Annotated in this window: 2 protein-coding genes; both read left to right on the top strand. The window is 71.5% G+C overall.

The features are described 5' to 3' along the window. Positions 1 to 839, top strand: an 839-nt coding sequence (locus tag G6028_RS09985; protein WP_182658767.1) for an alpha/beta hydrolase, incomplete at its 5' end; no start/stop codon positions are given. A 40-nt stretch (positions 840 to 879) separates the two neighbouring features. Continuing rightward, the coding region (locus tag G6028_RS09980; RefSeq protein ID WP_182658766.1) for a nitroreductase family deazaflavin-dependent oxidoreductase at positions 880 to 1,288 on the top strand (409 nt) is incomplete at its 3' end.

The following is a 1,288-nucleotide window of genomic DNA, read 5'->3' as shown; positions in this document are numbered from 1 at the left end:
CGACGAAGACGAGGTCCGCAGCCCGCCACCGCACGCCGTGGCGGACGGTGCTCCTCCAGCCGTGGCCCCTCCGGCCGCGCGGCGTCGAGGCCCGCACCCACCTCGCCTACGGACCTGACGCCCGCGCGACCCGGTTCGACCTCTACACCGGGAGAGGGACCGAGAGCGTGCGCGGGGTGCTGATCCACATCCACGGCGGGCACTTCCGCGCGGGCGGGCCGAGCCGGGAGTCGCGGGCGATGCTCTTCGACCACGCGCTCCGCGGCTGGGCCGCGATCAGCACCACCTACCACCTCTCGTCCACGCCGGAGGCGGGCTTCCCCCAGCACCTGGTGGACGTCAAGAGGCTGATCCGCTGGATCCGCACGGAGGGCCCCGCGCACGGTATCCCGGCGGACGCCCCGATCGTTGTGGCGGGCAGCTCGGCCGGCGCGCACATCGCCATGATGACCGCTCTGACCGCCGGCGACCCGAGATTCCAACCCGGCTTCGAGGACCTGGACACCTCCCTGGCGGGTGCGATCGGGCTCTACGGCTACTACGGCCGTCTGGGCGCGGGCACGAAGGACGTCTCCGACCCGGTCCGCCACCCGGCGGAGGGCGCGCCCCCGATCGCGATCATCCACGGTACCGACGACATGTACACCCCGGTCAAGGGTTCGCGCAGGCTGGTGCGGCACCTGCGGGGCGGGTCGTCGAACCCCGTGGTCTACGCCGAGCTCCCCGGCGCGCAGCACGGGTTCGACGCGGTGCAGTCCGCCCGCTACCTCGCGGTGATCGCGGCGCTCCGGAGGTTCACCGAGCCCCTCGCCGGGTCGGGCGTAATGTCGCCTCGGTGACGACCCACCGAGCGGGATCGCACTGACGAGAGAGGCCATCATGCCGTTGTCCGGCGAGTACGAGCCCAGCCCCAGCACGTGGGTGCGGGACCAGGTCGAGCAGTACGAGAAGAGCAACGGGGCGTCGGGCTCCGAGCTGTCGGGCATGCCGGTGGTCATCGTGACCACCGTGGGCAAGAAGTCGGGGAAGCTGCGCAAGACTCCCCTGATGCGGGTCGAGCACGACGGTTCCTACGCCGCCGTCGCCTCCCTGGGCGGCGCACCCACCCATCCGGTCTGGTACTGGAACATCAAGGCCCACCCGCACGTTGAGGTGCGGGACAAGGACCGGGTCGGTGACTTCGTCGCCCGCGAGGTGACCGGTGCGGAACGCGACCTGTGGTGGGATCGGGCGGTCGCGGTGTACCCCGACTACCGCGACTACCAGGAGAAAACCGAGCGGACGATCC

It is taken from the genome of Dietzia cercidiphylli (assembly GCF_014145145.1).
Lineage (GTDB): Bacteria > Actinomycetota > Actinomycetes > Mycobacteriales > Mycobacteriaceae > Dietzia > Dietzia natronolimnaea.
This window is presented reverse-complemented; position numbering and strand designations above follow the sequence as displayed.